Raw genomic sequence first — 23,951 nt, 5'->3', positions numbered from 1 at the left:
ACGATGAAAGACTGGCTGGACGAGATCAAGTGGAACAGCGAGGGCCTGGTACCGGCGATCGCCCAGGACCACAAGACCGGACGCGTGCTGATGATGGCCTGGATGAACCGCGAATCGCTGGCCCTGACCGCCGCCGAGCAACGCGCCATCTACTGGTCGCGTTCGCGTGGCAAGCTGTGGCGCAAGGGCGAGGAATCCGGGCATGTGCAGAAGCTGCATGAAATGCGCCTGGACTGCGATGCCGACGTGATCATCCTGATGGTCGAGCAACTGGGCCATATCGCCTGCCATACCGGCCGTGAAAGCTGCTTCTACCGCGTCTTCGAAGACGGCCAGTGGAAAACCGTCGACCCGGTCCTGAAAGACCCGGATGCCATCTACAGCGCAGGACACTGACATGAGCGACACCCTGAACCGCCTGGCCGAAGTGCTTGAAGAACGCAAGCAAGCGGCCCCCGACAGCTCCTACGTGGCCAGCCTGTACCACAAGGGCCTGAACAAGATCCTCGAAAAGCTCGGCGAAGAGTCGGTCGAGACGATCATTGCCGCCAAGGACGCCGCGGTCAGCAAGGATTACAGCGATGTCATCTACGAAACCGCCGACCTGTGGTTTCATAGCCTGGTAATGCTCAGCGCGCTGGGCCAGCATCCGCAGGCCGTGCTCGATGAGCTGGAACGCCGCTTCGGGCTTTCCGGGCATGATGAGAAGGCTGCACGAACGCCTGCTGCCTGACGTATTTTCGGGGCCTGTGGGAGCGGGTTCACCCGCGAACACCGGCAAAGCCGGTGCCATACACCGCGTTGCATTCTTCGCGGGTGAACCCGCTCCCACAATGGTTGCAATGCAGCCCCGATAGGGCCAACACACATTTTTCAGGAGTACGAAATGGGTATCTTTGACTGGAAACACTGGATCGTCCTGCTAGTGGTCGTGGTCCTGGTGTTCGGTACCAAGAAGCTGAAGAACTTCGGCAGTGACCTGGGTGAGTCGATCAAGGGCTTCCGCAAGGCCATGAGCGACGAAGAGAACAAGCCAGCCGAGCAGACCCCGCCGCCTGCCCAACCCGTTCCACCGGTGCAGAACACTGCCCAGCAGAACCAGGGCCACACCATCGAAGGCCAGGCCCAGCCGGTCCAAGAGCCGCAGCGGAAAGACTGACCCATGTTCGGCATCAGTTTCAGCGAGCTGCTGCTCGTCGGCCTGGTCGCCCTGCTGGTGCTCGGCCCCGAGCGCCTGCCCGGTGCCGCGCGCACGGCAGGCCTGTGGATCGGCCGGCTCAAGCGCAGTTTCAACAGCATCAAGATGGAAGTGGAGCGCGAAATCGGCGCCGACGAAATCCGCCGCCAGCTGCACAACGAGCACATCCTGCAGATGGAAGAGGAAGCCAAGCGCATCCTCAACCCGATGACGCCACCGGCGCAGCCGCCTGTCACCACCGCAACCGTTCAGCCCCCCGCCGGGCTCGAAGCCAGGCCGGTCGAGACCGCTGCCGCCCCGGCCACGCCTTCTGAACCGCCTCAACCGCCGCGAGCCCCATGAGCGAAAATCCGGAACACGACCAGCCAATGCCGCTGGTTTCGCACCTGACCGAACTGCGCACCCGCCTGTTGCGCTGCGTTGCCGTCATTTTCCTGATCTTTGCCGGGCTGTTCTCCTTCGCCCAGCAGATCTACACCCTGGTCTCCGCACCGCTGCGCGAGCACTTGCCGGCCAATGCCACGATGATCGCCACCGACGTGGCATCGCCGTTCCTCACGCCGTTCAAGCTGACCATGATCGTCTCGCTGTTCCTGGCGATTCCGTTCATCCTCCAGCAGATCTGGGGCTTCATCGCACCCGGGCTGTACCGCCATGAAAAGCGCATTGCCATTCCGCTGCTGGTGTCGAGCATCTTCCTGTTCTACGCCGGCATGGCCTTCGCCTATTTCCTGGTGTTCCCGCTGATCTTCGGCTTCTTCGCCAGCGCCACGCCGGAAGGCGTGTCGATGATGACCGACATCGCCAGCTACCTCGACTTCGTGATGACGCTGTTCTTCGCCTTTGGCGTGGCCTTCGAAATCCCGGTGGCGGTGGTGCTGCTGGTATGGATCGGCGTGGTCGACGTGAAGTACCTGAAGAAGATTCGCCCCTACGTGATCATCGGCTGTTTCGTGGTCGGCATGGTCCTTACCCCGCCGGACATCTTCTCCCAGACCCTGCTGGCCGTACCCATGTGGCTGCTGTTCGAGATCGGCGTGCTGTGCGGCAGTCTGATCCGCAAGCGCAGCGCCCACGACGAAACCGCCAACGACCACAACGACCAGCCACCAGCGACCCAACCGTGAACCTGTTGCTCCTTGAAGAGGCCGACTTCGTCTCGGCTGACCGCGTCGTCCTCGCAGATAGGCGCTTCACCCACATGCAGGACATCCACCGTGTGGCGGTGGGCGACAACCTGCGCGTGGGGCGAATCAACGGCCTGATGGGCAAGGCCACGGTGCTGCGCCTGGAAAAGCACGAAGCCGAACTGGAAGTCGCCTTTGACCAGCAGCCACCGGCCAAGCTGCCGCTGACCCTGGTGCTGGCCGTACCTCGGCCGAAAATGCTGCGCCGGCTGTTCCAGACCGTGGCCACCCTCGGCGTGCCGCGGCTGATCCTGCTGAACAGCTACAAGGTCGAGAAAAGCTTCTGGCAAACACCGTTCCTGCACCCGGACAGCATTCGCGAGAACCTCATCCTGGGCCTGGAACAAGCCCGCGACACCGTGCTGCCCGAAGTGATCATCGAGAAGCGCTTCAAACCGTTCGTCGAAGACCGCCTGCCGGCCATCGCCGCAGGCACCCTGGGCTTGGTCGGCCACCCCGGCCCCTACCCCGCCTGCCCGCGCGCCGTGGAGCAGCACGTGACCCTGGCCATCGGCCCGGAGGGCGGCTGGATCCCCTACGAGGTGGACCTGCTGGGCAAGGCAGGCCTGGCTCCGGTCCAGCTGGGCGACCGCATCCTGCGGGTAGAGACCGCGGTGACAGCGCTGCTTTCACGGATTTTCTGACACTCTAGTCAATTTTTACCCATAAAGTTTCCCTTCCCCAGGCCGATTGTCTTGGCAACACAACAATTAATCGTGCTGCCAAGGCGCCGGGGAGTCGTACATGTATCAATGGTTCGCCCAATCATTGGGCAATGTGAGCGTCAATCGCAAACTGGGGCTGGGCTTCGGCCTGGTGCTGCTGTTGACCCTGGCCATTACCCTGGCTGGCTGGCACGGCATGGACAGCATCATCAACCGTGGCGACAAGCTGGGAAACATCTCGGTCATCCAGCAGTACACCCAGGAACTGCGCATCGCCCGCCAGCATTACCAGCGCCAGCCTGACGAAGCCTCGGTGGCAGAGCTGGAAAAAGCCCTGGGCAATCTCGAGCGCCAGGTGCAGCTTATGCTCGGGCAGATCGAGCAGCCCGCTGACAGACAGCGCCTTGAGCAGCAGCGCGAGGCCGTGCGCGGCTACCAGCAGGCATTCAACGACCTGAAACAGGCCGGCCAGCGCCGCGAGGCCAGCCGCGCCGTGCTAGGCGACACTGCCGACAAGGCCGCGGAGCTGATTGGCCGGGTGCAACGCGGCCTGCTGCAGGGTGGCGATATCAGCCAGTACCAGCACGCGGTGGAAGTCAGCGCCCTGTTGCAACAGGCGCGGTTCCAGGTACGCGGTTACACCTACAGCGGCAACGCCGACTACCAGCAAACGGCGCTGAAGGCCATCGACCAGGCCTTGGCCGAGCTACGCGCGCTACCGGCCAAAGTGCCGGCGGAGCACGCTGCCAGCCTGGACGATGCCACCACCGCCCTGGCAGGCTACCGCGACGCGGTCACCCAGTTCGGCAATGCCCAGGCCGCCAGTGAGCAGGCCCTGCAGAGCATGGTCGAGCACGGCACGGTACTGCTGCAGACCAGCCAGGCGATGACCACCTCACAAACCGCTGTGCGCGACGCCGGGGCGGCCCAGGCCAAGACCGTGCTCGCCGTGGCCACCGTGCTGGCGCTGGCCCTCGGCCTGCTGGCGGCCTGGGCCATCACCCGGCAAATCATCGTCCCGCTGCGCCAGACCTTGCACGCCGCCGAGCGCGTGGCCAGTGGCGACCTGACCCTGAACCTGCAGGTACAACGCCGCGACGAACTGGGCCAGTTGCAGGCCAGCATGCAGCGCATGACCCAGGGCCTGCGCGAACTGATCAGCGGTATCGGTGATGGCGTCACGCAGATCGCCAGTGCTGCCGAGGAGCTGTCGGCGGTGACCGAGCAGACCAGTGCCGGAGTCAACAACCAGAAGGTCGAGACCGATCAGGTGGCAACCGCCATGAACCAGATGACCGCCACCGTGCATGAGGTGGCGCGCAATGCCGAGCAGGCCTCGGAAGCTGCGTTGATGGCCGACCAGCAAGCCCGCGAAGGCGACCGTGTGGTGGGCGAGGCGGTGGCGCAGATCGAGCGCCTGGCCGGCGAAGTGGTCAATTCCAGCGAAGCGATGAACCAGCTCAAGGCCGAAAGCGACAAGATCGGCAGCGTGCTCGACGTGATCAAGTCGGTGGCCCAGCAGACCAACCTGCTGGCCCTCAACGCGGCGATCGAGGCGGCCCGGGCCGGCGAGGCCGGGCGTGGCTTTGCTGTGGTGGCTGATGAGGTGCGCAGCCTGGCGCAGCGCACCCAGCAATCGACCGAAGAGATCGAAGAGCTGATTGCCGGCCTGCAGAGCGGCACCCAGCGTGTGGCCAGCGTGATGGACAGCAGCCGCCAGTTGACCGACAGCAGCGTCGAACTGACCCGCCGAGCCGGCAGTTCGCTGGAGACCATCACCCGTACCGTGTCTTCGATCCAGGCCATGAACCAGCAGATTGCCACGGCAGCGGAAGAACAGACGGCTGTTGCTGAGGAGATCAACCGCAGCGTGATGAACGTGCGGGATATTTCTGACCAGACCTCGGCGGCCAGTGAAGAGACGGCCAGTTCCAGCGTGGAGCTGGCGCGGTTGGGTACCCACCTGCAAGGGTTGGTGGGGCGGTTCAGGCTCTAGGCTGATGTGTAGGTCGCCTGTACTGGCCTCTTCGCGGGTAAACCCGCTCCCACAGGTACCGCACAGTTCTCAATATCTGTGCAGTACCTGTGGGAGCGGGTTTACCCGCGAAGAGGCCGGCGCAGGTGGAGTATTCCTACCTGTTGAAGTGAAATTTCCTACCTGATTATCAGGTCAAGTCCTACAGCTCCGCTGCCGATTGGCAAAGGTGTGATGCCAGCAATGCGCCTGCATCCTCGCCCCCAATCGCACGGAGATTCCTCATGCTCGGCTACCTCAACCGCAAGCTCGGCAACATCAGTGTCGCAGCCAAGCTCGCCCTCGGCTTTGCCGTAGTCCTGCTGCTTACCCTGGCCACCACCGTCAGTGGCTGGCGTGCACTGGATGACGCCATTGTGCGCTCGCAGCAACTCAGCGAAATCGGCCTGATCAACGACCTGACCAAAGACTTGCGCGCAGAGCGCATCACTTACCGCGTACTCAACGACAATGCCAGCAGAACGCGGATAGCCAACATTCTCGACCAGCTCAACAGCATGCTGAGCACCTTGCAACAACGTAGCAGCGTGGATGAATCCCGGCAGATGCTGACCGAAAAGCTGGCGTTGCTGCAGCGCCTGCGCGGCGATTTCAGCGCGCTGGAGAATACTGTCGCCAAGCGTATCGCCCTGCGCCAGGCCATGCAGGCCCATGAGCAGAAGCTCACCGAAGTAATCGACGATCTCCAGACCCAGGCCTTGCTGAGGATGCCTGCCGACAGCCAGCAAAGCGGTGTGCTGGGGCTGATGGACACGCTTGGCCGACATATCGACGGTGCCAACCAGCAGAGCCTGATTCCGGCCTATACCTTCTCCCCTGTGGAAAGCTTCGCCAAGGTCGGCGACACCTCCCTGGATGCCGCCGCCAGCAGCCTTGCGCAACTGCTCAAAGGCCTTGCTCCACTTGGCTTGCCCCATGCGCTCACCCAGCAGCCCGGCGAGCAGCTGGCCAAGTACCGCGCCAGCCTGGATGAGTATCGTCGGGCTGCGGTGCGTGTCGAACAGCTGCAAAACAACATGGAGAACATGGGCAACGAGCTGCGCGCGGTAAGCCTGGAACTTGGCAAACGCAAGATCGAGCAGCGCGACAGGGAAGCCCTTGAGGCCCGCTCGCTGCTGACCACTGTAGCCCTGCTGGCGTTGGTCGTAGGCGTCGTGGCCGGCTGGCTGATCACCCTGCAGATCACCCAACCTTTGCGCCAGACCCTGGCCGTGGCCGGGCGCATCGCCAAGGGCGACCTGAGCCAGGTCGAACCGGTGCAACGCCGCGACGAGATGGGCCAGTTGCAAACCAGCATGCGCGAAATGACCTTGAGCCTGCGCGAGCTGATCGGTGGCATCGACCAGGGCGTCAGCCACCTGTCACAGGCCGCCACACAGCTGGCGGCCAGCAGCGAAGACACCAAGCTGCGCATCAACCAGCAACGCGAGGAAACCGACCAGGTGGCCACGGCCATGAACCAGATGAGCGCCACCGTGCAGGAAGTGGCGCAGAACGCTGAACAGGCCTCGCTGGCGGCGACCAACGCCGACCAGCAGGCGCAGATCGGCGACCAGGTGGTGGCCGAAGCCATTGGCCGTATCGAACAGCTGGCCGGGCAGATGGACCATTGTCTGGCGGCCATGCAGCACCTGGCGGGCGAGAGCCAGCGCATTGGCAGCATCCTCGATGTGATCAAGTCAGTGTCCGAGCAGACCAACCTGCTGGCCCTGAACGCGGCGATCGAAGCGGCACGGGCGGGTGAAGCCGGGCGTGGTTTTGCCGTGGTGGCCGATGAAGTGCGCGGTCTGGCCCAGCGTACCTCGACGGCGACCGAGGAAATCGGCCAACTGATCGACAGCCTGCACAACGGCACCGACGAAGTGACCCGCCTGCTGGACAACAGCAAGAGCCTGACCGAGCAGAGCGTGGAGCTGAGTCGCAAGGCAGGCCAGGCCCTGAGCCAGATAACTGACACCGTGTCGAACATCCAGGGCATGAACCAGCAGATCGCCACGGCCAGCGAAGAGCAGAGCGTGGTCGCCGAGCAGATCAATCGCAGTGTGCTGAATGTGCGCGATGTGTCGGATCAGACCAGTGCGGCCAGTGAGCAAACGGCGGCTTCGAGCGGGGAACTGGAGCAATTGGGGCAGCAGTTGCGGGGGATGGTGGGGCGGTTCAGCATTTGAGATTGCGGGGGGCTGCTTTGCGGCCCATTCGCCGGCAAGCCAGCTCCCACAGGGACCGTATAGTTCTCAGTACCTGTGGCACTCCTGTGGGAGCCGGCTTGCCGGCGATTGGGGCGCAAAGCGCCCCCTTCGGTTAAAGCACCTGGCGCAGGAACGCCTGCGCGCGCGGGTCTTTCGGCGAGGCGAAGAACGCGGCCGGGGCCGAATCTTCCAGCAGCTTGCCATGATCGAAGAACAGCACGCGGTCCGCCACTTCACGGGCAAAGCCCATTTCGTGGGTAACGCAGACCATGGTCATGCCTTCCTGGGCCAGGGTCTTCATCACGTCCAGCACCTCGCCGACCATTTCCGGGTCAAGCGCCGAGGTTGGCTCGTCGAACAGCATCACTTTCGGGTCCATGGCCAGGGCCCGGGCGATCGCCACCCGCTGCTGCTGGCCACCGGACAGGCGCGACGGGTATTCGTTGGCTTTCTGCGCAATGCCTACCTTCTCCAGCAGCGCCCGGGCCTTGGCTTCGCGGTCGGCCTTGTTGCGCTTGCGCACCACCTTCTGCGCCAGGCACAGGTTCTCCAGCACGGTCATGTGCGGGAACAGGTTGAAGTGCTGGAACACCATGCCGACTTCGCGGCGGTAGGCGTTGATGTCGGTCTTCGGGTCGGCCAGTTGCAGGCCGTCGATGGCCACATGGCCTTCGTCGAAATGCTCCAGGCCGTTGAGGCAGCGCAGGAAGGTCGATTTGCCCGAGCCCGACGGGCCGAGCACCACCACCACCTCGCCCTTGGCGACCTGGGTGGTGACGTTATCCACAGCCCGTACCGCGTGGCCACGGGTGTCGAAGACTTTAAGCAGGTCACGGACTTCAATCACTTTGCGCAAGCCTCCGCTCGAGCCGGCTGGCCAGGTGCGACAGCGGCAGGTTGATCAGCAGGTACAGGCCTGCCACGCAGAACCAGATCTCGAAGGTCGAGAACGAGGTGGTAATGGCCTCGCGGCCGCTCTTGGTCAGTTCGGTGATGGCGATCACCGACACCAGCGAGGTGTCCTTGACCAGGCTGATGAACTGGCCGGCCAAAGGCGGCAGCACGCGCTTGAAGGCCTGCGGCAGGATGACGTGGCGCATCGACTGGCCCGCGTTCAGGCCCAGCGAGCGGGCCGCTTCGTTCTGGCCCTTGGCAATGGACTGCACGCCGGCACGAACGATTTCGGCCACGTAGGCGCCAGTGAACAACGCCAGTGCGGCCACCCCGGCAAACTCGCGGGACAGGTTGAGCACGGTACCGATGAAGAAGTAGAAGATGAAGATCTGTACCAGCAGCGGTGTACCGCGCACCAGCTCGACGTACACCGTCGACAGGTCCCGCAGCGTAGGGTTGCTGGACAGGCGGCAGAGGCCGGCGAACAGGCCGATCAATAGCCCCAGGGCACCGGACACCACAGAAATCCAAAGCGTGGTCCACAGGCCCCAGGCCAGCGGGCCGGCCGCCCAGTGGCGGGTGACGCCAATCTGGTCGCCTTCGGAAACGTCGTCGCCACGGGCCAGCTGCAGGCTGTCCTTGTCTACATCGAGCACCTGCTCGGCACCGCTCTCATCTTTCAGCGTGACACGGGCATTGTCGCCAGAGATGACGATGTCCTGCACGGTGCCGTAACCGGCGGCGCGCTGTGCTTCCTCGGCCTTGTAGGCGAAGTACTGCGGTACGCGGTTCCAACGCCACTCGTAGGAAATCATCGAGGTGGCCATGTACAGGCTGAACGCCAGGCCCACCAGGACCAGAGCAGTCAAACCGTGCCAGGGCCACTGGGCTTTCTTGTGTTTGATCACGTGGGGTACTTCCGTAAATGCAAACGCGCAGGGTTTGCCTGCGCGTCGGGGTCATAAAGCCGGCTTGTGGCCTGGGCCTTATTCCATTTCCTTCAGCCAGTCCTTGTTCTTGAACCACTTGTCGTGAATACGATCGTAGGTCCCGTCATGCTTGATCTGGTGCAGGAAGTTGTTGATGAAGTTTATGCTGTCGTAGTCGCCTTTCTTCAGGCCGAAGGCCAGCGGCTCGTAGGTGAAGGGTTCTTCGAGGAACAGCAGCTTGCCGGCACCGGCCTTGTCCACTGCCACCACGTTGTACGGCGCGTCGTAGACGAAGGCGTCAGCCTTGCCGTTGACTACGTCCATCACCGCTTCCTGCTCGTTGTCGTAGCCGTGGTACTTGGCCTTGGCGATCAGCTTCTTGGAAACCATTTCGCCGGTGGTGCCGAGCTTGGAGGTGATGCGGTACTTCTCGTTGTTCAGGTCCTTGTACGACTTGATCTCGCCCGCCAGTTCCTTGCGGATCAGCAGGGTCTGGCCAACCACGATGAAGGGTTCGCTGAAGTTCAGGCGCAGGTTGCGTTCCTGGGTCAGGGTCATGCCGCTGCCGATCATGTCGAACTTGTCGGTCAGCAGGGCCGGGATGATGCCGTCATAGGCCGTGGATACCGGCTCGAACTTGACGCCCATGGACTTGGCCATGGCCTTGAGGATATCGACTTCGAAGCCGATGATCTCGCCACGCTTGTTGGTCATCTGGAACGGCATGTAGGTCGGGTCCATGCCCACCCGCAGGGTGCCGCGCTTGACCGCGTCATCGATCGCGCCCGCCTGGGCGGCCGTTACGGCGACCAGGGCGGTGACACCGACCAGCAGTCGCGAAAGGTATTTCTTGATCATCACCAAGTCCCCTAGCAAGAAAAGTAGCGAATCTTATTGTTGGCATGGCCGTGGCGGCCGATGCGTCATATCGGAGAGGGATGCTAACGCATGGCGGCTCGGGGACCTAGAGCCGGGGGGGACTTTGTTGGCCAAAATCGGTGGGAGCCCTGAAAAGCTTCGCGGGCACGCCCGCTCCCACAGGTACAGCGCATGCCTCAAAGGCTGTGAAGTACCCTGTGGGAGCGGGCGTGCCCGCGAATAGGCCCTGTCAGGCGCCGACGAGTGCCGGTTGGCCTTCATTCTCCGGATGCAACGGCAACAGCGGCGAATGCGGGTCGTTCTTGATCGACGCACGCCACACGTCAATCCACGCCGCATTGTGCTCGGCCCAGACCTGCTCGTGCAGGCGGGTCAGCGCCACCGGGTCGCTGAGCAGGGCCAGGCGGGTATTGAGATCCAGCCCTTTCGGCCCTACCTCCATCGCCTTGGCCACGCGCTCGGCGCGCAATGCCTCGATCGGCGCTGCCTGACCATGACGGGCAGTGGCCATGGCACAGGCCAGGGCGTTCTGCCGCGGGTCGACCACAGCCCGCACGAAGCCGTCATGCAGGGCATGCCAGCGGTTTTCGTGGGTGTACTGGTCGGTGGCCAGCAGTTCTTGCGGGGTGGCATATTCCTCGGGGATGAGGAACAGCTTCTCGTCCTTGGCGGCAAGGCCCAGGCGGGTGCGGCTGGAGATCACCGAAACCGGGATCGACAGCACCAGCGAACCAACGATTGGCGCCAGCCACCACAGGAAGCTCGGGTTCAGCCAGGCGACCAGCGCCGCCCAGGCGATGCCCAGCAGGGTCTGCGGGCCGTGGCGGCGCACCGCTTCACTCCACGGCGTGGAGTCGTCGTCACGCTGCGGCGAGTTCCAGGTCGCGGCCCAGCCGAGGAACGCGGCCAGCACGAAGCGGGTGTGGAAGATCATGCGCACCGGTGCCAGCAGCATGGAGAACAGCATCTCCATCAGCATCGACAGGGTGACCTTGATGCGCCCGCCAAACTCGGTCGCGCCCTTGGCCCAGATTAGAATGACGCTGAGCAGCTTGGGCAGGAACAGCAGCACGATGGTAGTGGAGAACAGCGCCACGGCCTTCTCCGGGTGCCACTGCGGCCACAGCGGGTAGAGCTGGTACGGCTCGATGAAGTACTGCGGCTCCATCAGCGTGTTGGTCGCCAGCAGCGCGGTCGACAGCACCAGGAACAGGAACCACAGCGGTGCCGACAGGTACGACATCACACCGGTGAGGAACACCGCACGGTGCACCGGGTGCATGCCCTTGACCAGGAACAGGCGGAAGTTCATCAGGTTGCCGTGGCACCAGCGGCGGTCGCGCTTGAGCTCATCGAGCAGGTTCGGCGGCAGTTCTTCGTAGCTGCCCGGCAGGTCGTAGGCAATCCACACGCCCCAGCCGGCACGGCGCATCAGCGCGGCTTCGACGAAGTCGTGGGAGAGGATTGCACCGGCGAAAGCACCCTTGCCCGGCAACGGCGCCAGGGCGCAGTGCTCGATGAACGGCTTCATGCGGATGATCGCGTTGTGGCCCCAGTAGTGCGACTCGCCCAGCTGCCAGAAGTGCAGGCCGGCGGTGAACAGCGGGCCGTACACGCGGGTGGCGAACTGCTGCAGGCGCGCATACAGGGTGTCCATGCCCGAGGCCTTCGGCCCGGTCTGGATGATACCGGCGTCCGGGTTGGCCTCCATCAGGCGCACCAGGCTGCTCAGGCACTCGCCGCTCATGACGCTGTCGGCGTCGAGTACGACCATGTACTTGTATTCGCCGCCCCAACGACGGCAGAAGTCGTCGAGGTTGCCACTCTTGCGCTTCACCCGGCGCCGACGGCGGCGGTAGAAGATGCGGCCGAAGCCTTTGGTTTCGCGGCACACGTCCAGCCAGGCCTGTTGCTCGGCCACGGCGATGTCGGTGTCGTTGGTGTCGCTGAGCACGAAGAAGTCGAAGCGATCGAGGTTGCCGCTGGCGGCCACCGACTCGAACGTTGCGCGCAGGCCGGCGAACACGCGCGGCACGTCTTCGTTGCAGATCGGCATCACCAGCGCTGTACGCGCCTCGGGCGCGATCGGCTCGTTGCCTGCACTGCTACCCGAAATCTTGTACTTGTCACGTCCGGTGAGCAGCTCGAGGAAGCCCATCAGCGCAGTCCAGAAACCCGCCGATACCCAGCAGAACAGGATGCCGAAGAGAACCAGGATGGACGTCTGCAAGGCATACGGCCAAACCTGCACCACGGTGTCCCACAGCGGTTGGTTGACGACTTCGTCAAAGTCCACGAACGACCAGCCCTGGTACGGCAGGATGCCCTTCATGTACCAGCCGGCAACGATGGTCTGGCCGATCATCAGCGCCAGCAGGATGTAACGGCGGATCGAGCCGACCGTACGCCAGCGGGCTGGCGGCAACTCGCGCTTGGGCGGCTGCGGGGCGTTGGTGCGGCCGGTCATGCGCCGCCACATGCGGATCAGCACGTTGGTACGCCATGGCTCGGGCACGACCTTGGTGCGCTTGATCGGCGGGGCGATCTTCAGGCACAGGCGGCCGCTGCCGTCGACACCAAGCATTTCGGCGTCTTCCAGCTCGGCGGCGCTGCCTACGGTCAGGCGCGGGCCCACCGAGGCCTGCACGGCCTCGGTAGAGCTGGCGGCCGGGTTGGCCGCCAGGCGTTGGTGCAGCTCACTGAATGACGTGCAGCTGGCGAGTTCCGCCCGTTGCTCGTCGCTCAGTGGTAGGTGGGCCAGGTACTCGCGAAGCGATTCCGGCCTTGCGCTTGAGTTACTCATCGGCAGGCAACTGATAGCTCCAGGTCTCGGTCAGCACCTTCTCGGTGGTGGCCGGGGTCCCGTTGGTGGGCGCCGCATCGGCGGCAGGTTGTTCGGCCTTGGCGGCTTTCTCGGCCTTGGCTTGCTTGGCTGCAGCCTTGTCCTGCTTGGCGTCCTTGGCAGGCTTGGCGGCTTCGACCGGCACATCACGCACAAGCGCGGCACGCATTTCGGTCGATTTGTTGGCTTCCTTGACCTTCAGACGCAGGGTCAGGCGCCAGCCCTTGGTCTCAGGGTTATAGCGCAGGTTGTTCTCGACCACCTCGGCGTTGTCGCCCACGCTGATCTGGCTGCGCACGGCGGTGTCTTCCGGCAGGGCGGCCAGCGCCGGGCCGGCGAAGTCGACCAGGAAGGCCACGCTGCCGTCTGGCTGGCGGATCAGGTTGGACTGCTTGACGTCGCCGGTGGAACGCAGGGTCTGCTTGACCCAGCCCAGCTCGGGAGCCTGGAACTTCGGCTCGTCGATGGTCCAGTGCAGGCGGTACGCGTACTCGAATGGCTTGCCCGGCTCAGGCAGCTTTTCCGGGCTCCAGAAGGCCACGATGTTGTCATTGGTCTCGTCGGCAGTCGGGATTTCGACCAGGTCGACGGTGCCCTTGCCCCAGTCCCCCTTCGGCTCGATCCAGGCGCTCGGGCGCTTCTGGTAGTTGTCGTCGAGGTCTTCGTAGTCGCTGAAGGCGCGCTGGCGCTGCATCAGGCCGAAACCACGCGGGTTCTCGACGCTGAAGTTGCTCACGGCCAGGTGTTTCGGGTTGTTCAGCGGGCGCCACAGCCATTCGCCGTTGCCGGCATGGATCGACAGGCCTTCGGAGTCGTGCAGGGCCGGACGGTAGTTGAGGACCTTGGACGGCTGGTTGGGGCCGAACAAATACATGCTGGTCAGCGGGGCAATGCCCAGGCGGCTGACATGGTCACGCAGGAACACGCGGGACTGCACGTCGACCACGGTGTCGTTGCCTGGGCGCAGGATCAGCTTGTAGGCACCGGTGGAGCGTGGCGAGTCCAGCAGGGCGTAGATCACCAGGTGCTTGTCGGCCGGCTTGGGCTTCTCGACCCAGAACTCGGTGAAGCGCGGGAACTCCTCGCCCGACGGCAGTGCGGTGTCGATGGCCAGGCCACGGGCCGACAGGCCGTACACGTGGCCCTTGCCGACCACGCGGAAGTAGCTGGCGCCAAGCAGGGTCATGATCTCGTCCTGCTTGTCGGCCTTGTTGATCGGGTACAACACGCGGAAGCCGGCGTAACCCAGGTTCTTGGTGGTTTCCGGGTCGTGCGGCACGTCACCGAACTCGAAACGGCTCGGGTCGTACTTGATTTCCTCGACCTTGGTGGCGGTGACCTGGTTGATCTTCACCGGGGTGTCGAAGTGCATGCCCTGGTGATAGAACGACAGCTTGAACGGGGTCTTGTCCTTGGCCCACTCGGCCTTTTCCTGCAGGAAATGAATCTTCTGGTAGTCCGCGAACTTCATGTCGCGGAATACGGCAGGCAGGTTGCTTTTCGGTGCTTCGTACTTCTGGCCGGCCAGATCCTTTGCCTTGGCTGCAACATCGTCAAGATTGAATGCCCACAGCTGGCCCGCGCTCATCAGGCCGACCAGTGCAACACTGGCCATCAGGGCCTTGCGCAGCCCGGTACCGGGGATTCTTGATGCTTTTTGGGGACTAACAATCACGAGCAACCCTCGCCGAAAACAGATCATGAAACCAACGGCCAGCGACAAATGCCGGGTTGGCGAGCACTGTTCGGACCCCGTGAGGGCGTAATGATTCCCCAAACGGATCCAGACAATACTCGAGTCAGAGTGAAACGAACCTGCGAACGCAGGTCCATGCAGCGCGCGATTATCCAGCAGGTCGCGTGACAACGCATCAGGCTGGAACAACTATTTATCGTACAAAACCCCTTGTTTTCCTGTGAACAAGGGGTTTTTTAACCTCATATTTGTAACATAAATGTTACGGGGCCATCATTGACCAGGTGCACCTGCATGTCTGCGCCGAATTGCCCGCTTGCCACATCGGCGTGCCGGGCCTTCGCCTGCTGCAAAAGATAGTCGAACAACTCGGCGCCGAGGGCCGGTGGCGCTGCCGTCGAGAAGCTCGGGCGCATGCCGTTGCGGGTGTCTGCCGCCAGGGTGAACTGCGACACCAGCAACAAACCTCCCCCGACATCCTTGAGCGACAGGTTCATCTTGCCCTGCTCGTCGCTGAACACCCGGTAGTTCAACAGCTTGTGCAACAGCTTGTCGGCCTGCTCACGGGAATCTTCAGGCTCGACGGCCACCAGCACCAGCAAACCCTGGTCGATGGCACCGACCACCTCCCCTGCTACCTCCACCCGTGCACCGCGCACGCGCTGCAGCAGGCCCCTCATGCTTCTTCCAGGGGCAGGTCGAGCAGGCGCCGGGCCATCTGGTCGGCGGCACGCACCAGGGCATCGGTGATACCCGGCTCGGAAGCCGCGTGGCCAGCGTCACGGATCACCTTGAGCTCGCTGTTGGGCCAGGCCTGGTGCAGCGCCCAGGCGTTGTCCAGCGGGCAGATCACATCATAGCGGCCATGCACGATCACGGCCGGCAGGTGGGCGATCTTCGGCAGATCGCGGATCAGCTGGTCCGGCTCGAGGAAGGCGTTGTTCATGAAGTAGTGGCATTCGATACGGGCGATCGACAGTGCACGCTGCGGCTCGGAGAAGCGGTCGACCACCAGCGGGTTGGGACGCAAGGTGGCGGTACGGCCTTCCCAGGTGGACCACGCCTTGGCTGCGTGCATCTGGGCGATCTGGTCGTTGCCGGTCAGGCGCTTGTGGAAGGCCGTGACCAGGTCACCGCGCTCCTCCGGCGGGATTGGCGCGATGTAGTCCTGCCAGTAATCGGGGAACAGGCGGCTGGCGCCTTCCTGGTAGAACCACTGGATCTCCTGGGGCCTGCACAGGAATATGCCGCGCAGGATCAGGCCATGCACCCGCTCGGGGTGGGTCTGGGCGTAGGCCAGGGCCAGGGTGGAGCCCCACGAGCCGCCGAACAGCACCCACTTGTCGATGCCAAGGTGCTCGCGGATGCGCTCAAGGTCCTCGACCAGGTGCCAGGTGGTGTTGTTCTCCAGGCTTGCGTGCGGCGTGGAGCGGCCACAGCCGCGCTGGTCGAAGGTGATGATGCGGTACAGGGTCGGGTCGAAGTAGCAGCGGCTCTGGGCGTCGCAACCGGCGCCCGGGCCGCCGTGGATGAATACCACCGGCAGACCTTCTGGCGAGCCGCTTTCGTCGACATACAGCACATGCGGCGCTTCCACGGCCAGATCGTGCCGGGCGTAGGGTTTGATCTGCGGGTACAGGGTCTGCATTGCGCACTCCGTGTGAGGATTATTCGGCCGTGGGCCATCATAAACCTGAATTGCGCTTTGAGCACTGCCCGCGCTGATGCCGCCGCACCTCGAGGGCACATATATCTACCTCCAGCAGCTCAGACAGGCCCGCGATAGTCCCTCGCCCCAAATCAAGCAAGGGCTTCGCCATGCCAACTGCAGTCACTGCCGTACCTAGTGTTCATTACGCCACCATCGAGCGCAGAATCCCCACCTGGCTCAAGCAGGCTCCGCCAGAAACCCAGAGCGCGATGCGCAACTGGCATCAAGCCCCTGCCTGGCTGGCGACGGCAATCCAGCAACAACCGGAAGTCGCCAAGGCATGGCAGGAAGAGCACGCACGTCACCGCGAGCACCAGGTGCAGGTGCACAAGCTGTTCGAAAAGCTTCCAACCCTGGAAGCGTATGCCACCAAGACACTCACCGAAGCCATCAAGCAGCGATTCAGGCTTGACCTGGACGTGCGCAACACCTACCTCGTCGATGCCCGCCAGATCGAAACGACCAATGCCATCGACAGCCGCCAGGCCGTCGACCGGGCTACACGCTCGCTGCTGCACTGCGCCTTGCACAACTTCGACCAGGATGCCGCTGCCGAGCATGGCATGGACGCGCCCGCCTCCCTGCTCAAGAGGTCGGTCATAGTCGATCACCGGCGCTTCATGGGCACCGTGCCGATCAACAATGCACTGGATATCGCCGCCGAAGATTTCGCCGATTTGTGTCGTACGCTGGATATCGGCGGCAAATACCATCAACAGGTACATGCCATCTACTATCCAGCGGCCACGCCGCCACTCGGCGCGGATGAAGCCGCACTGGCCGTTTATGAAACACTGGGGCGTGCGGAGGTCTCGGCATTCCGGCAATCCCTGCATTTCGCCCGCCTCAAGGGGGATATCAGCGAGGCGCTATATTCCGCCGCTCTTGCCACGCCACTTGACCAGGCGCCATCGCCCTCTTCGCCGGTGACGTTCAGCCTGCTCAACTTGTGGGAAGCCGAGCTGACCGGCGTTGTGCTCATCACCCTGCAAGCTGAAGAGCATCAGGCAGTGGCGCTGTACATCCCCGAAGACAGCACAACGCCCCTCAAGGAATTCGCCAGCCAGGAAGCCATGAACGAAGAGTTGCGCGACAGGCTCCAGGCCGATATCGGCTACCTGGACAAGCACCTCGCCGACCGCGACAAGGCGCCGATAACCACCCGCCTGAAGGACCGGCTCATGCCCCTCGCCTGGAGTGTCCGCGGCTTGCATGAACGTGTTCCGGACCCGCACGCCACCCTGTATCCGGTCATGAAGCCTTTCAGCCACGCCTTCCAAGGCGTGATGGCTTTCCAGAAGGTCCAGCGTCATGAAAAGGATGTGCTGTTCCACGCCACGCCAACCGAAATCGTCGACCGGCGCACCACGCAAGCTCACCGGGAACTAATCGCCGGCCGTGTGCTTACGGCCTTGAACATCGCCGGCTTCTTCGTGCCGGGGCTTGGCGAGGCAATGCTTGCCGTTTGCCTGGCCCAGCTGGCCCAAGAGGTGTATGAAGGGATCGACGCCTGGGAAAACGACGAGCGTGATACTGCCTATGGCTATCTGGTCGATGTGATCGAAAACGTGGCCGTCATGGCCGCCCTCAGCGCAGTAGCCAAAGCATTGAGAGGCTCGCAGGGCAGCGAAACTGGCACGGCGCCGGAAGGGCCGGAAATAGAAGATCCAGAGGATGAGGAGCCAGGGATACCCCGCATTCCTGTAGAAACGCCTTCTTTTATCGAAGAACTGGAAGTCGTGGAAACATCCGATGGTCAGATGCGGTTGTGGAAACCCGACCTCACACCCTACCAGAGTCACGAGACACTGCCCCATGACCTGGTACCGGACGAACTGGGCCTACGGCATCACCAAGGCAAACGCTGGCTGGTACTGCAGGGCAATCAGTACATCGTCAGCCAAACGCCAACGACTGGCGAATATCGTTTGCAACACCCTGCAAGTCCTCGCCGTTACCAGCCGCCAGTGCGGCACAACGGTGCCGGAGCATGGTTGCACGTTACGGATAAGCCACTGAGTTGGTCGGGCATGACACTCCTGCGCCGCATCGGCCACTTGAGTGGGCACTTCGACGAGCCGACGCTGCAACGGATTATCGCCGTCAGCGGCGTACACGAAGACGAGCTGCGCCGGGCCCTGGCCGAAAGCCAGCGGCTGCCGGCCTTGCTGGAAGACACCCTGCAACGCTTCAAGCTGGACGAAACGGTCCGCCAGCTGGCGGACGAGAGCACTCGGCCCGCTGAGTTTGCCAGGTCCTACGCCGGCCTTTCGCACGACCTGGCGCCGGGTGCCGAGGCCATCCAGAGGGCGTATCCGAAATTGCCATCAGCAGTCGCCAATGAGCTGGCACGCGAGGCCAGTGCCCTCGAACTGCAGATGCTCGACAGTGGCAAGGTACCACTGCGCCTTGGCGAGGAGGCCCGCGTCTACCAGCAACAAATTCGCCTTGCCCGCACCTGCGAAGGGCTGTACCTGTCCAGCGTGCCGAGCTGGGATAGCGACCTGTTGATCATGCATACGCTCGAACGCTTGCCAGGCTGGCCTGCACAGACCAGGCTCCGGCTGCTCCAGCGCATGTCCTGGCCAACCCAACATCATGCCATTGGCACTCCGGGCACCCGCCCATACACGACCATCACCCATGCCCCGGCAGGGTACATCGTCCACGACGAAAGCCTGCCCAGTGCGGCGGTCAAGGTGTACCCAAGCCTTTACGCTGCATTGTACGAGGCACTGCCCGCGGCGATGGCGAGCATGGACGTCACCGATCAGCAAGCGCTGCAGCGCCTTGTACAGGAAAGCCCGTTACTACCCCGCCCAGCCCTGAGGGCGCTGCTGGGCATGCAGCCCGTACGCCCCGGCTACCGTTCTCCCATGCGTCTGGCCGATGGCCGCCTGGGCTACCCACTCAGTGGCGGAGGCCCGGCCACCCACGGCATCACCCGTCAGCGCCTGCTCGAAGCTATCGAAGCCACAGGGCTCGCCACACGCACCGGCCGCTCGGCAGATCAGATTCTGCTGGCACTTGCCAGCCGCGGCCGTACACAGCTGCAGATATTCGAGCATTTGCAGACGCTGGTGGAGCAACGCAACGAGCTGCAAAGCAGCCTGGACGATTGGAGCGAAGCCATTTCGCCGGCAAGCGACCAGGCAGCCCACGACTACGACAGCCTGCGTGACTCGATCATGCAACATTGGTACGAGACTGCGCTGGAGGAGAGTGCAGAGCCCACGACCGAACTGCGTATCGCCCGCGTCCCACTTGCCGACGTACCCCTCACCTTGCCCGCTTTTTTCAACACACGCGTGCGCAGCCTGAGCCTGATCGACCTACCGTCAGGATCGCTGGCGGGCTGGGCGCAAAACGAGCGCCTGCTGCAGCGCCTGCTCAGGCAGATGCCGCAGATCGAGTCGCTGGAAATCAGCCGTGCGTTTGACCCCAGGGCAACGCCCTCGCCCTTCCTGTTCAGCGTGCCCACCATCACCGAGTGCCTGCCAGCGTTGCAACGACTGGTGCTCACCAACCAGAACATGACGCTCTCCGAAAGCGACCTGAACCTGCTGTCAGGGCTTCGCCAATTGAGATATCTGGACCTGAGTGGTAACCGGCTGGCGCAGAGCAACAGGCCAAGTTTCCATGAGTTGACCCTGGACTACCTGGGCCTGGACCAGATGCAGCTGGCCCAATGGCCGATCGGGATTGGCAGCGACGCCCTGGCGCGCATTTCCCATCTGTCGTTGCGCCACAACAATCTCAGGTCGTTGCCCTCGTTCCTGCTTCATGAAGCGGACATGCTGACCACCCCACCGGTGATCTCGCTGGAAGGCAACAGCATCAATGAATCTCACCTGCAGCGATTGTTGCTGAACGAGCGCGTCGACACCTCGGGCATCACCACGGACCAGCCAGAAGCACTATCCGAACAACTCGCACGCATTCGCGATGAGCGACGACAGATGCGCGATGCGATCGATGGCTGGGCCCAGGCATCCAGTTCGAGCAACCCATTGACCCAAGCCGCGCTAGCAGACAGGCAACGTATCGCGTCAGCGATCGGTCAATTCTGGGAACAACAAGAGCAGGGCCAGTCCTACCTGCGCCTGCAACTCGAGGACGTGGCCATCGAACATTTCCCCAGGCGGCTTCCAGCGTTCTTCGGCGCCCGTGTACGCGCACTCAGCCTGACGCGGTTGCGAGGCAGCGCCTCACAGCTCGATGAACTACTCAGCCGGTTCCCTAACATCAGCCGGTTGACCATCGATGAGCACCAGGCCGCCATGCCCTCGCTGGCATCCGCTCTGGCTCGCCTTCCCCAGCTCACCTTCCTGGAGTTTCGCAACATGGGCCTTGAGGTCGATCAGGCCATGCTCGACATTTTCGCAGGGCTGCGAAACCTGACGTCGCTGGACCTGTCGGGCAACCGCATGGGCAGCATCGACCGGGTGCCCGCATCGCTGGCCAGCAACCTGCAGTCACTCGCATTGACCAACATGAACCTGCAAGCCTGGCCCAGCTGGTGTGACAGTTTGCTGCCACTGGAACTTCTCGACCTGAGCTCGAACAACATCACCCAGTTGCCCGAGCACATCCTGTCGAACCTGAACAATCCCATGCCGATCTCGTCGATCGCCTTGTTCGACAACCCGTTGCCTCTTGAAACCATCCTGCGGGTACGCACGTTCTCGGACAGCCAGCACAGCTATTCCTTTGCCCTGGATATCCCCGACGACCTGATGTTCTTCGATACTTCCAGCGAAGGATCTCTCGACCACCCTCACTTCCCACTGCTCGGCGATGATACGCCCAGGCTGGAGGACTGGATGCTGGGTAACGAGGCACAGAATGCAGCATTGCGGGAGTGTTGGGAGCAGCTTGAAGGCAGCGATCTGTTGCGTCTGACAGGCCGTCTGCACAATGCCGCTCCGTACGTTGACCCGAATACGCGAACCACCTTCTGCGAACGGGTACGCATCATGCTGGTGGTGGCTGCAAGCAACGAAACCGAACGCCCGATCATGGAGAGCATCGCCGCTGCGGCATTGCCCGACCCGGCAACCGGCTCGCAGACCTGCCACGATGGAGCGCTGCAGGAGTTCAACAATATTGAACTGTATCTGATGAGCCAACGCCTGTTGATCGACGCCGGCGACTCCCTCCAAGCACTGCGTCGTCGCCTGTTGCAACTTTTCCGGGTCGAACAGCTGGAGCTGATGGCCAACCAACGGACTGGCACGGGTGACCGGGTATCGGTACGCCTGGCCTACCGACGGGAACTGGCCAAGGAACTGGACCTGCCGATCGCCGACAGCATGCGTTTTCGAGGTGCTGCAAACCTGGCGCGCGATGAGCTATCCAGCGTGCTGGAGAAGGTCCGGAAAAGTGAACTGAGCGATGCACTGGTCGATTACATGCTGGCGAATACGGATTGGACCACGCGTCTGCGAGCCGAATTTGCCGACCGATTCGCCGAAATAGAAGCACGTTTCCGCCTGCGGGTGCTTGAGCTGGCAAGCAAGGACCACTCGCTTCAGGACGAGTTGAACTTGCAGCAAGGCCTGCAAGATGACAAGGATCAGGAAGAGAGGGAGCTACTGCGCGAACTCACCATCAAGCAAATCAACAACAACTGAGCAGTAGTGACTGGCGACGCGAACAACCTGCATCGCGTCGCCATTCTCACCGGTGAACTTCACCGCCCGTAACGCGCCTGGCCCCAGTCCAGCAGCGCCTGCAGAAGCTGCTTCAACACCTCCTGTGTCGGTCGTGCCAGGTTTTCGCGGTAATCGAACGGCTCGGCTTCTTCCATATAGGTGCTCTGCGCCAGTTCCAGCTGCACCGCATGGATGTGGTTGGCCGGATCACCGTAATACCGGGTGATATGCCCGCCCTTGAAGCGGCCATTGAGCACGTGGCTGTAGCCTTGGGCCTGGGCACAGACCTCTTTCAGCTGTTCGGCCAGAGCCGGGTCGCAACTGGCGCCGTTGAAGGTACCCAGGTTGAAATCCGGCAGCTTGCCGTCGAACAGGTGCGGGATCAGCGAACGGATCGAATGGGCGTCCCACAGCAGGGCGTAGCCGAATTCCTCGCGCAGCCGTGCCAGCTCACGACGAATCGTGTCGTGGTAGGGGCGCCAGATCTGCTCCAGATACTGCTTGCGCTCCTCGCCTGTCGGCACCAGCCCGTCCTTGAACAATGGCTCGCCATCGAAGAGTGTGGCCGGGTACAGGCCAGTAGTGGCGCCGACGTAAAGTGGTTTGTCGTCATCCGGCCGGTTCAGGTCGATGACGAAACGCGAATACTCCGCGGCTACGACACTGGCTCCCATCTCGCGGGCAAAGTCATACAGCCGCGGAATATGCCAGTCGGTGTCCGGCAGGCTGCGCGCCTGCTCGACCAGGCCGTCTCGAACAGCCGGCGACAGTTTCAGGCCGGCGTGGGGCATGCTGATCAGCAGCGGCAGGCGCCCCTGGTGAAAACTCAGTACCTTGTCCATCGTGCCTCACTCAATTGGAAATTTCGTGGCCCTTGCGCACTACGCGCTTGGGCAGGTCGCCGCCCAGCCAGTAGGCCAGGTCGGCGGGGCGTTCGATCTGCCAGGCGACGAAGTCGGCAACCTTGCCCACTTCCAGCGAGCCATGGCTGTCGCCCAGGCCCAGCGCCGTTGCAGCGTGCACGGTGACACCGGCCAGGGCCTCTTCCGGCGTCATACGGAAACATGTGCAGCCCATGTTCAGCATCAGCCGAAGCGACAACCCTGGCGAGGTGCCGGGATTGAGGTCGCTGGCCAGGGCGATCTTCACACCGTGGCGGCGCAGGGCGTCCATCGGCGGCAGCTGGGTTTCGCGCAGGAAGTAGAACGCGCCCGGCAGCAGCACGGCGACCGTGCCGGCTTTTGCCATGGCAATGGCGTCTTCCTCGGTCATGAACTCCAGGTGGTCGGCCGACAGCGCCTGGTAGCGCGCCGCCAGGCTGGAACCGTGCAGCGACGACAACTGTTCGGCGTGCAGCTTGACCGGCAGGCCCAGTTCGCGCGCCTTGATGAACAGCCGCTCGACCTGGGCCGGGGAGAACGCCAGGTGTTCGCAGAAGGCATCCACTGCGTCCACCAGGCCTTCGGCGGCCAGGGCCGGCAGCATTTCATCGCAGATGTGCGCGATGTAGTCATCAGCCCGGCCGACGTATTCCGGCGGCAAGGCATGGGCTGCCAGACAGGTGGCGCGCACCGCCAGAGGCAACTCGTCGGCCAGGCGCCGGGCCACACGCAGCATCTTGCGCTCGTTGGCCAGGTCCAGGCCGTAGCCGGACTTGATCTCGATGGTGGTCACGCCATCGCGCATCAGCGCCTGGACCCGTTGGCGGGCACTTGTGAACAGCTCGTCCTCGCTGGCCGCGCGGGTGGCCCGCACGGTGCTGGCGATGCCACCGCCCTGTGCGGCGATTTCGGCATAGCTCACGCCCTGCAGGCGCTGCTCGAACTCGCCGCTGCGGTTGCCACCGAACACCGCGTGGGTGTGGCAGTCGATCAGCCCGGGGGTAACCCAGGCGCCGCCCAGGTCCACCGTACGTTCGGCCCCGACCGACGCCAGCTCGACGCGCGGGCCGATCCACTCGATCAGCCCGGCGTTGGTGACAATGGCCGCGTCCTCGATGGCCGAGTAACGGCCCTCGGCCATGGTTGCCACATGGCAGTGCTGCCAGACGGTTCTCATACATCGACTCCTTT

General features: G+C 63.2%; 18 protein-coding genes and 1 pseudogene. 10 read left to right on the top strand and 9 right to left on the bottom strand.

The annotated features are described in order from the left end of the window. Window positions 1–3: 3 nt before the first annotated feature. From hisI to CAG18_RS27475, 9 genes and pseudogenes are all read left to right on the top strand, one after another. Complete coding sequence (gene hisI / locus CAG18_RS10955; RefSeq protein WP_013974544.1) at window positions 4–396, top strand: phosphoribosyl-AMP cyclohydrolase; 393 nt, start codon at window positions 4–6, stop codon at window positions 394–396. A gap of 1 nt (window position 397) precedes the next feature. Next, on the top strand, window positions 398–733 hold the full coding sequence (locus CAG18_RS10950; protein WP_015272093.1) for a phosphoribosyl-ATP diphosphatase: 336 nt from the start codon (window positions 398–400) through the stop codon (window positions 731–733). A 153-nt stretch (window positions 734–886) separates the two neighbouring features. Further along, a complete protein-coding gene (locus CAG18_RS10940; RefSeq protein ID WP_003259853.1) occupies window positions 887–1,159 on the top strand; it encodes a twin-arginine translocase TatA/TatE family subunit in 273 nt (90 codons plus the stop codon). 3 nt (window positions 1,160–1,162) lie between these two features. Beyond that, window positions 1,163–1,540 (top strand): Sec-independent protein translocase protein TatB, encoded by a 378-nt coding sequence (gene tatB, locus CAG18_RS10935; RefSeq protein ID WP_003259854.1) that lies wholly within the window; start codon window positions 1,163–1,165, stop codon window positions 1,538–1,540. After that, the gene (tatC, locus tag CAG18_RS10930) at window positions 1,537–2,325 is read left to right on the top strand and encodes a twin-arginine translocase subunit TatC (RefSeq protein WP_013974546.1); all 789 of its coding nucleotides are present in this window, start codon (window positions 1,537–1,539) and stop codon (window positions 2,323–2,325) included. Before tatB ends, tatC begins: the two co-directional genes overlap by 4 nt. Next, window positions 2,322–3,029 (top strand): 16S rRNA (uracil(1498)-N(3))-methyltransferase, encoded by a 708-nt coding sequence (locus CAG18_RS10925; RefSeq protein WP_054572184.1) that lies wholly within the window; start codon window positions 2,322–2,324, stop codon window positions 3,027–3,029. Before tatC ends, CAG18_RS10925 begins: the two co-directional genes overlap by 4 nt. 100 nt (window positions 3,030–3,129) lie before the next feature. After that, window positions 3,130–5,046 carry a methyl-accepting chemotaxis protein gene (locus CAG18_RS10920; RefSeq protein WP_015272095.1) on the top strand — a complete coding sequence of 639 codons (1,917 nt, stop codon included), beginning with the start codon at window positions 3,130–3,132 and terminating at the stop codon, window positions 5,044–5,046. A gap of 263 nt (window positions 5,047–5,309) precedes the next feature. After that, window positions 5,310–6,350, top strand: a pseudogene (locus tag CAG18_RS27480) (methyl-accepting chemotaxis protein); the annotation flags it as partial. A gap of 9 nt (window positions 6,351–6,359) precedes the next feature. Further along, entirely contained in the window at window positions 6,360–7,253 is an 894-nt protein-coding gene (locus tag CAG18_RS27475) for a methyl-accepting chemotaxis protein (protein ID WP_371807312.1), read from the top strand. 133 nt (window positions 7,254–7,386) lie between these two features. Here CAG18_RS27475 and CAG18_RS10910 read toward each other — a convergent pair whose 3' ends face one another. The 7 genes from CAG18_RS10910 to pip form a co-directional block, all read right to left on the bottom strand. After that, entirely contained in the window at window positions 7,387–8,121 is a 735-nt protein-coding gene (locus tag CAG18_RS10910; protein ID WP_085720885.1) for an amino acid ABC transporter ATP-binding protein, read from the bottom strand. Continuing rightward, window positions 8,114–9,076 carry an amino acid ABC transporter permease gene (locus CAG18_RS10905; protein ID WP_015272097.1) on the bottom strand — a complete coding sequence of 321 codons (963 nt, stop codon included), beginning with the start codon at window positions 9,074–9,076 and terminating at the stop codon, window positions 8,114–8,116. The genes CAG18_RS10910 and CAG18_RS10905 overlap by 8 nt, the downstream gene beginning before the upstream one ends. A 78-nt stretch (window positions 9,077–9,154) precedes the next feature. Beyond that, a complete protein-coding gene (locus CAG18_RS10900; protein WP_024087841.1) occupies window positions 9,155–9,952 on the bottom strand; it encodes a transporter substrate-binding domain-containing protein in 798 nt (265 codons plus the stop codon). A 253-nt stretch (window positions 9,953–10,205) separates the two neighbouring features. Further along, a complete protein-coding gene (gene mdoH / locus CAG18_RS10895; protein WP_085720884.1) occupies window positions 10,206–12,779 on the bottom strand; it encodes a glucans biosynthesis glucosyltransferase MdoH in 2,574 nt (857 codons plus the stop codon). Then, complete coding sequence (locus CAG18_RS10890; RefSeq protein ID WP_218191471.1) at window positions 12,772–14,493, bottom strand: glucan biosynthesis protein G; 1,722 nt, start codon at window positions 14,491–14,493, stop codon at window positions 12,772–12,774. The genes mdoH and CAG18_RS10890 overlap by 8 nt, the downstream gene beginning before the upstream one ends. 263 nt (window positions 14,494–14,756) lie before the next feature. Beyond that, on the bottom strand, window positions 14,757–15,194 hold the full coding sequence (gene dtd / locus CAG18_RS10885; protein WP_013974555.1) for a D-aminoacyl-tRNA deacylase: 438 nt from the start codon (window positions 15,192–15,194) through the stop codon (window positions 14,757–14,759). Then, window positions 15,191–16,162: a prolyl aminopeptidase gene (gene pip / locus CAG18_RS10880; RefSeq protein ID WP_013974556.1), complete on the bottom strand. Its 972-nt coding sequence runs from the start codon at window positions 16,160–16,162 to the stop codon at window positions 15,191–15,193. The genes dtd and pip overlap by 4 nt, the downstream gene beginning before the upstream one ends. 170 nt (window positions 16,163–16,332) lie before the next feature. Here pip and CAG18_RS10875 point away from each other — a divergent pair, with 170 nt between their 5' ends. Continuing rightward, entirely contained in the window at window positions 16,333–21,858 is a 5,526-nt protein-coding gene (locus tag CAG18_RS10875; protein WP_256573347.1) for a dermonecrotic toxin domain-containing protein, read from the top strand. Between the two features lie 59 nt (window positions 21,859–21,917). Here CAG18_RS10875 and hutG read toward each other — a convergent pair whose 3' ends face one another. Both hutG and hutI read right to left on the bottom strand, forming a co-directional pair. Continuing rightward, the gene (hutG, locus tag CAG18_RS10870; protein WP_085720881.1) at window positions 21,918–22,721 is read right to left on the bottom strand and encodes an N-formylglutamate deformylase; all 804 of its coding nucleotides are present in this window, start codon (window positions 22,719–22,721) and stop codon (window positions 21,918–21,920) included. Between the two features lie 10 nt (window positions 22,722–22,731). After that, on the bottom strand, window positions 22,732–23,937 hold the full coding sequence (gene hutI / locus CAG18_RS10865) for an imidazolonepropionase (RefSeq protein ID WP_085720880.1): 1,206 nt from the start codon (window positions 23,935–23,937) through the stop codon (window positions 22,732–22,734). Window positions 23,938–23,951 lie beyond the last annotated feature (14 nt).

Source organism: Pseudomonas sp. B22(2017), assembly GCF_002113105.1.
GTDB lineage: Bacteria > Pseudomonadota > Gammaproteobacteria > Pseudomonadales > Pseudomonadaceae > Aquipseudomonas > Aquipseudomonas asiatica.
This window is presented reverse-complemented; position numbering and strand designations above follow the sequence as displayed.

Coding starts and splice junctions, on each gene's coding strand:
- tatC (WP_013974546.1), top strand. CDS start 1,537: ATGAGCGAAAATCCGGAACACGACCAGCCAATGCCGCTGGTTTCGCAC.
- tatB (WP_003259854.1), top strand. CDS start 1,163: ATGTTCGGCATCAGTTTCAGCGAGCTGCTGCTCGTCGGCCTGGTCGCC.
- CAG18_RS27475 (WP_371807312.1), top strand. CDS start 6,360: ATGGGCCAGTTGCAAACCAGCATGCGCGAAATGACCTTGAGCCTGCGC.
- dtd (WP_013974555.1), bottom strand. CDS start 15,194: ATGAGGGGCCTGCTGCAGCGCGTGCGCGGTGCACGGGTGGAGGTAGCA.
- CAG18_RS10920 (WP_015272095.1), top strand. CDS start 3,130: ATGTATCAATGGTTCGCCCAATCATTGGGCAATGTGAGCGTCAATCGC.
- hisI (WP_013974544.1), top strand. CDS start 4: ATGAAAGACTGGCTGGACGAGATCAAGTGGAACAGCGAGGGCCTGGTA.
- hutG (WP_085720881.1), bottom strand. CDS start 22,721: ATGGACAAGGTACTGAGTTTTCACCAGGGGCGCCTGCCGCTGCTGATC.
- CAG18_RS10940 (WP_003259853.1), top strand. CDS start 887: ATGGGTATCTTTGACTGGAAACACTGGATCGTCCTGCTAGTGGTCGTG.
- CAG18_RS10950 (WP_015272093.1), top strand. CDS start 398: ATGAGCGACACCCTGAACCGCCTGGCCGAAGTGCTTGAAGAACGCAAG.
- hutI (WP_085720880.1), bottom strand. CDS start 23,937: ATGAGAACCGTCTGGCAGCACTGCCATGTGGCAACCATGGCCGAGGGC.
- mdoH (WP_085720884.1), bottom strand. CDS start 12,779: ATGAGTAACTCAAGCGCAAGGCCGGAATCGCTTCGCGAGTACCTGGCC.
- pip (WP_013974556.1), bottom strand. CDS start 16,162: ATGCAGACCCTGTACCCGCAGATCAAACCCTACGCCCGGCACGATCTG.
- CAG18_RS10875 (WP_256573347.1), top strand. CDS start 16,333: ATGCCAACTGCAGTCACTGCCGTACCTAGTGTTCATTACGCCACCATC.